Consider the following 5,756-nt stretch of genomic DNA (forward strand, 5'->3'; position numbering starts at 1 on the left):
GTGATCATGGGTTCTCTCGTTCTCTCGTGTGTCAGCCCGGAAGTTCCTCGGCCCGCCACCGCTGCCCGTCCGTCACGAAGCGGCGCCGATGGGAGGGCTCGTCGCGTCCGGCGGCCCAGAAGGTCACGGACCCGGGCCGCAGTCGCATGCCCAGCCACGTCTCGGGCGGCTGCGCCGGCGACGGGCCGAACCGCTCCACCGCCGCGGCCCACACCCGGCGTCTGCCCGGCGGGGCGAGTTCCGCCGTCGCTTGGTCGTTGGTCCAGGCCAGGAGCTTGAGGTACTCGCTGCGGGAGTAATAGCTCGCCAGGTGCTCGTCCCGATCGGTCGGCTCGGCCACGCCGGTGACCGTGAGTTGCCGCGTCCGGTCGGCGGACACCACGACCAGCGTCGCGCGCGGGTCGGTAGCCAGGTCCAGGGCCTTCTGGGACCGCGAATCGGTGTGGAACGTGGGCCCGTCGGTGGTGGCCCCGGAGACCAGCAGGTGCCGACAGTGCGGGGTCCCGTCCGGGCCGACCGTGGCCAGGACCCCCAGCGGCGGGTCCGCCGGGTCGATCGACAACCACGCGACCATCGTCTGCAGCGGGTCATCGGCGGGGCCGGGCATGGTGACCACGGGCATCTCGACGGCGGTCACAGTGCACCTCCCGTTACGGTGGCCGCGGCGGACACCCCGCGCGCCGGATCGAACTCGGCGATCTCGGCCAGCGCCCCGGCCACGGCGTCCACGTGATCGGCCACCAACCGCCGCCCGGTCTCGGGGTCGGCCCCGGTGGGGTCTCCGATCACCCCGGTGTCGGACAGGTCGTCGGCCAGCCAGCCGAACCTCACGGGGCCGGTGAACCCGATGTGCTGACACTCCGCGATCTCGGCCGGGACCCTCGCCTCGGCCGCCGACATGTCGACGAGCTCGGGGTGCAGGTGCAGCATCATTGACGTCTCCGCCCACCCGGCGTGGATTCCCATGCCCAGCTCGGTGGGACCCGGGACCGCACGCCCGGCGTAGAGGAAAGTGCGCAGCCCGAAGCGGCGGCGCAGTTCGCGCAGCGCCACCTCGAGCAGCGCCGAGTTGCCGCCGTGGCAGTTGACGAACAGCACCCGGGTGAACCCGCTGGCCCGCAGTGCCGAGCCGAGCTCGACCACCTCGCGCATCAGCGTCTCCCCGGAGATCCACAGCGCCCCGGTGAGGTTGGCGTGTTCGTCGCTCTTCGTATATCCCAGCGCCGGCATGAGCCAGGCGTCGACGCCCGCTTCCGCCGCGGCGGCCACCGCGTGGGCGGCCACGTGCTCGGCCACGAGGAGGTCGGTGGCCAGCGGCAGATGCGGACCGTGGGGTTCGATCGCCCCGGCCGGGATGACGGCGACGGGGTCACCGGATCCGACCCGGCCCGCCTCGACGGTCGTGAGTTCGGCGTAGCGCCGCTGCGGCCCGATCACGCCTCCCACCGCCCGGGGTTGAGCAGGCCGAACGGGTCGGTGCGGGCCGCCAGCGCGCGGACGGCCTCGGTGCCGTGGTCCACGCGGTACTGGTGCGGCGAGTGCACGCGCACCCCCAGCTCCTCCAGCTCAGGCACACCCGCGTACGCGGCCTCCGGCGAGATGTAATGACCGTTGAGCATCCCGAACATGCGCCCGTGTCCCGCCTCCAGGTGCAGGGTCCCGCCCGGGTAGACGGCCTCCACCTCGTCGAGGCGTTCCACCAGGGCGTCACCCTGGCACTCCATGTGGAACCAGGTGTCCGGCTCGGCCTTCTGCAGCCAGTGGGTGGGGTGGTTGTAGGACAGGGTCGAGACCTTGATCGTCTCGTTGACGCCCGTGCGGACCGCCTCGACCACTCCCCCTGCGGCGTCGATGATCGCCCGCACCTCGTCCACCGCGGCGGCGTCGACGATCGCCCGCAGGCTCGCCCGGCCGGCGGGGATGGCCTCGTCGGCGGGCAGGCACGAGGACACGTGGGCGCCGTCCGCCGAGCACAGGCGCGGCGCAGGCTCCACGAGATGGACCCGCCGCACCGCCGCGAACGCGTCGTGGTGGTCGTCGAAACTCGCGTACACGCACCGCCAGTCCTGCAACGGCTCGATCCGCACCGTCGCGCGCACGATGATCCCGGCGACCCCGTAGGTGTGGACGAACGGCTGGGCGTCGGCACCCTCCAGGTGCACGATCTCGGCGTCCTCGTGGGCGAAGACCACGTCGAGTGCCTCGACGAACCCCTGGTGGTTGCGGCCGTGCACGATCGTGCCGGTGCCCGCCGACCCGCCGGCGAGGAACCCGCCGAGGGTCGACTGCACGGTGGACGGGTACATCCACAGCTGACTGCCGTGGTGGGAGGCCAGCCGCTTCTCGAGGGTCAGCATGCGGACCCCGGCCTCGGCGGTGACCACGCCCGCCTCCGTGTCCACGTGGTCAACGCCTCGCAGCGCGGTCAGGTCCAGGACCAGCCCGCCGTGCAGCGGGACCACCTGGCCGTAGTTGCCGGTGCCCTTGCCCCGGGAGGTGATGGGCACCCGTCGGCGGACGGCCGCGCGGACCACGGCGGGCACCTGCTCCACGTCCGTCGGCCGGCACACCACCTCGGGCCGGCCGATCGGCCACTGCGCCCGCAGGATCGGGCTGAGGTAGGACCCGTCCACCGATGCCTTGTCCAGGGAGCGGTCGTCGGTATGCACGGCATCGGGACCGAGCAGGTCGAGCAGGTCGTCGACCAGGCCGGCGACGTCTGCGGTTGATCCGGGCGATCCGGTGGGAGTGGCGGGTGCGGTGGAGGTCGCGGTCACAAGGGGCTCCGATCGGGTGCGGGGGCGGCGGGAACTGAAGGGGTGAACCGGGCAGAGGAGCCGGATCAGTTCATCCCGATGGCCGGGTCGATGAACTGGTTGGTGGCGACGGTCCCGGGCGAGACGTCCTCGGCGATCGCGACATCGGCGGCCTCGTAGACGCCCTTGACCTTGGCCACCATGTCGGCGAGGCGCTCGTCGTCGAAGTCACCGATCGTGGCGTTGGGTCCGTTACCCACCAGTTCGCGCTCGAGCATGGCCTCGACGGCGAAGTCGGCCAGCTCCGAGCTGTAGACCCAGCCGGTGTTGAACTGCTCAACGGCGTCCACGATCACGGCGTTGGTGCGGGCCGGGTCCTCGAAGTACTCGACCTCGGCCTGCTGCAGTACGGGCACCAGCTTCTCCAGGCACGCCGCACTGTCCTCGAGCTCGGCGCTGCGCACGGCCATCATCGACTTGTAGATCGGGTAGCCCAGGTCGTGGAGCAGCTGGTACTTCACCGGCTTGCCCCATTCGGCGACCTCGTTCTCGTAGATGAACGGCTCGGCGCTGGCGAAGCCCTGCTGGGCGACCGCACCGCCGGAGGCGACGAAGTTCGAGGGCGAACCGTCGTAGCTGCCGTCGACCTGGGCGGGGTCGAGGATGCCCTCGCCGAGAAGGTAGTCCATGTAGGCGTTGCCCTCGAAGTACAGGACCCGCGCGTTCTCGTCCTTGAGGTCGCTGACGGTCTCGACGTCGGGGTAGGTCTCGGGGTCCCACATGATCATCTGCGGGTTGATGTCCAGCGGTGCGAAGACGCCGATGGTGGGGTTGTTCAGCGAGTTCTGGACCGCCTGGTCGGCGTCCACGTAGCCGAGCATGATGTCGGTGTCCTGGTACATCTGCGCGGTGACCTGCTGGAACCCGATCGCGGGGCCGCCGGCCCGGACCTCGACGTCCACACCGGTGTACTCACCGGAGGCGAACAGCGGCCCGGAGACCGACTTGGCGCCGGCGTCGATGGTCGGCTCCGGTCCGAGGAGTTCGTAGAGGTGGCCGTGCTCGGCCTCGGGGTTCCAGTCCGTCTGGACCACGACCTTCTCGGGGCAGACCTCGCTGAGGTCGACCGCGCCGATCTCGCCGGTGTACCCGGAGGAGGCCTCCGCGGACTCGGAGCCGCCGCAGGCGGTGAGCGTGACGGCGCCGAGCGTGCAGAGCGCGGCCACGGAGACGGCGGTACGGGGGGCGGTGGTGCGTCGCATGGGAACTCCTGGGTGTGGGTGACGGAACGACGAGATGGAAGCGAGTGCGGTATTGATGTGATCAATAAAGAAGAGTGAACCGCTGCCGTGTTTCAGTGGTGTTGCGGGTTCGGTCGGGAGTCGTTACGGCTGGTCGCCGGGGGTTACGACTAGCGGTCGGCGTCCGGGTTGTACCAGCGCCCCACGACCCGACGGGACAGCAAGCCGAAGAACAGGAACACGGCCACGCCGAGCAGGGAGGCCAGGATGATGGAGGCGAACAGTTCCGGCGACTGCAGGCGAGCGCGGAACGTGTCGATGAGGATGCCGATGCCCGGGTCGCCCTGCTTGAAGAAGAAGTCGCCGACGATCGCACCGACCACCGACAGGCCGGCCGCCACGCGCAGGCCCTCGAACAGGGCGGGCAGCGCCGCCGGGGCCTCGAGCTTGCGCAGCACCGTCAGGCGCCCGGCGTGGTGGAGCGTGAACAGCCGGCGCAGGCCCGGGTCCACGGATTTGAGGCCGAACAGCGTGTTGGACACGATCGGGAACAGTGCGATCAACACGCACACGAACACGCGAGCGGTGAACCCGAAGCCGAACCAGAAGCCGATCAGCGGCACCAGCGCGAGGATCGGGATGCACTGCAGCACCACCGCGTAGGGGAACAGCGAGCGCTCGGCCCACTTCTCCTGGCTCATGATGATCGCCCACACGACGCCGATCACGAACGCGATCGCCAACCCCGTCAGCGCGACGGTCGCGGTCCGGCCGAGCGCCTCGAGCATGCCCGAGACGCTGGGCCCGAACAGCCCGTCGGTGACCACCACGTGCGGCGCCGGAAGCAGGAACCGCCGCGACGGCTCGAGCACCCCGTAGCTCACGAAGTACCACAGGCCCAGCACCGCGGCCAGGACCGCCAACGGGCCGCCGTAGCGGACCACGGGCCCGTCGGCCGAGAGGCGGAACCGGGGGCGGGCGGGTCCGGCGGCGGGGGCTCCCCCGGCCGGTTCGGCCACGGGGCCGGGGCCCACGTCGGCGGCGGTGACCTCGTCGTCGTCGTCGTTTTTCACGGTCGCGCGGGCGGTGATTCCGTTCATCAGTGTGCCTCTCATCAGTGCGCCTCCTCGAGTGCCTGGGATACCTCGCCGACGAGGTTCATGTAGTCCGCCGTGTAGCGGATCTCGGGGTCGCGCTCCGGCCCGAACGGCACGTCCACCGAATGGGTGATCCGCCCCGGCCGACCGGACATCACCACCACGCGCGTGGACAGGTACACCGCCTCCGCGACCGAGTGCGTGATGAACAGCCCGGCGAACCGCTTGGCCGCGAACAGCCCCAGCAGCTCGTCGCCGAGGCGCTGCCGGGTGATCTCGTCCAGCGCGCCGAACGGCTCGTCGAACAGGAACAACTCCGGGTCGAGGGTCAGCGAGCGGGCCAGCGAGACACGCATCTTCATGCCGCCCGACAGCTCCCGCGGGAGCGACTTCTCGAACCCGGCCAGGCCCACCAGTTCGATCGCCGCCGCCGCGCGGTCACGGCGTTCGGTGCGGCCGATGCCGTCGAGCTCGGCGAGCATCTCCACGTTCTGCTCGACCGTCCGCCACGGCAGCAGCGTCGCGTCCTGGAAGACGTAGCCGATGCGGTCGGTGCCGGTCTGCATGTAGCCGTCGGTGTGGGTGGCGAGCCCGGACGCGAGGCTGAGCAGCGTGGACTTGCCGCAGCCGGACGGGCCCACGACGCTGACGAACTCTCCGGC

The 5,756-nt window shown here is 70.7% G+C and carries 6 protein-coding genes; all 6 read right to left on the reverse strand.

The window, feature by feature from the left end; all coding sequences use genetic code 11:
- Window positions 1–31: 31 nt before the first annotated feature.
- On the reverse strand, window positions 32–637 hold the full coding sequence (locus G6023_RS11200; protein ID WP_132063636.1) for a pyridoxamine 5'-phosphate oxidase family protein: 606 nt from the start codon (window positions 635–637) through the stop codon (window positions 32–34).
- Window positions 634–1,446: a creatininase family protein gene (locus G6023_RS11205; protein ID WP_182635539.1), complete on the reverse strand. Its 813-nt coding sequence runs from the start codon at window positions 1,444–1,446 to the stop codon at window positions 634–636. Before G6023_RS11205 ends, G6023_RS11200 begins: the two co-directional genes overlap by 4 nt.
- Window positions 1,434–2,777, reverse strand: a complete 1,344-nt coding sequence (locus G6023_RS11210) for an FAD-binding oxidoreductase (protein ID WP_182635541.1) — start codon at window positions 2,775–2,777, stop codon at window positions 1,434–1,436. The genes G6023_RS11205 and G6023_RS11210 overlap by 13 nt, the downstream gene beginning before the upstream one ends.
- Before the next feature lie 65 nt (window positions 2,778–2,842).
- The gene (locus G6023_RS11215; protein WP_182635544.1) at window positions 2,843–4,018 is read right to left on the reverse strand and encodes an ABC transporter substrate-binding protein; all 1,176 of its coding nucleotides are present in this window, start codon (window positions 4,016–4,018) and stop codon (window positions 2,843–2,845) included.
- Between the two features lie 149 nt (window positions 4,019–4,167).
- On the reverse strand, window positions 4,168–5,097 hold the full coding sequence (locus G6023_RS11220; RefSeq protein WP_182635548.1) for an ABC transporter permease: 930 nt from the start codon (window positions 5,095–5,097) through the stop codon (window positions 4,168–4,170).
- A gap of 14 nt (window positions 5,098–5,111) precedes the next feature.
- On the reverse strand, window positions 5,112–5,756 hold a 645-nt coding region (locus G6023_RS11225; protein ID WP_182635546.1), incomplete at its 5' end, for an ABC transporter ATP-binding protein.

The sequence above is a fragment of the Dietzia sp. DQ11-71 genome (genome assembly GCF_014144995.1).
GTDB classification, from domain to species: domain Bacteria; phylum Actinomycetota; class Actinomycetes; order Mycobacteriales; family Mycobacteriaceae; genus Dietzia; species Dietzia kunjamensis.

What these genes read in the sequence shown, in the direction of transcription:
- G6023_RS11215 (WP_182635544.1), bottom strand. Translation starts at nt 4,018, where the DNA reads ATGCGACGCACCACCGCCCCCCGTACCGCCGTCTCCGTGGCCGCGCTC.
- G6023_RS11220 (WP_182635548.1), bottom strand. Translation starts at nt 5,097, where the DNA reads ATGAACGGAATCACCGCCCGCGCGACCGTGAAAAACGACGACGACGAC.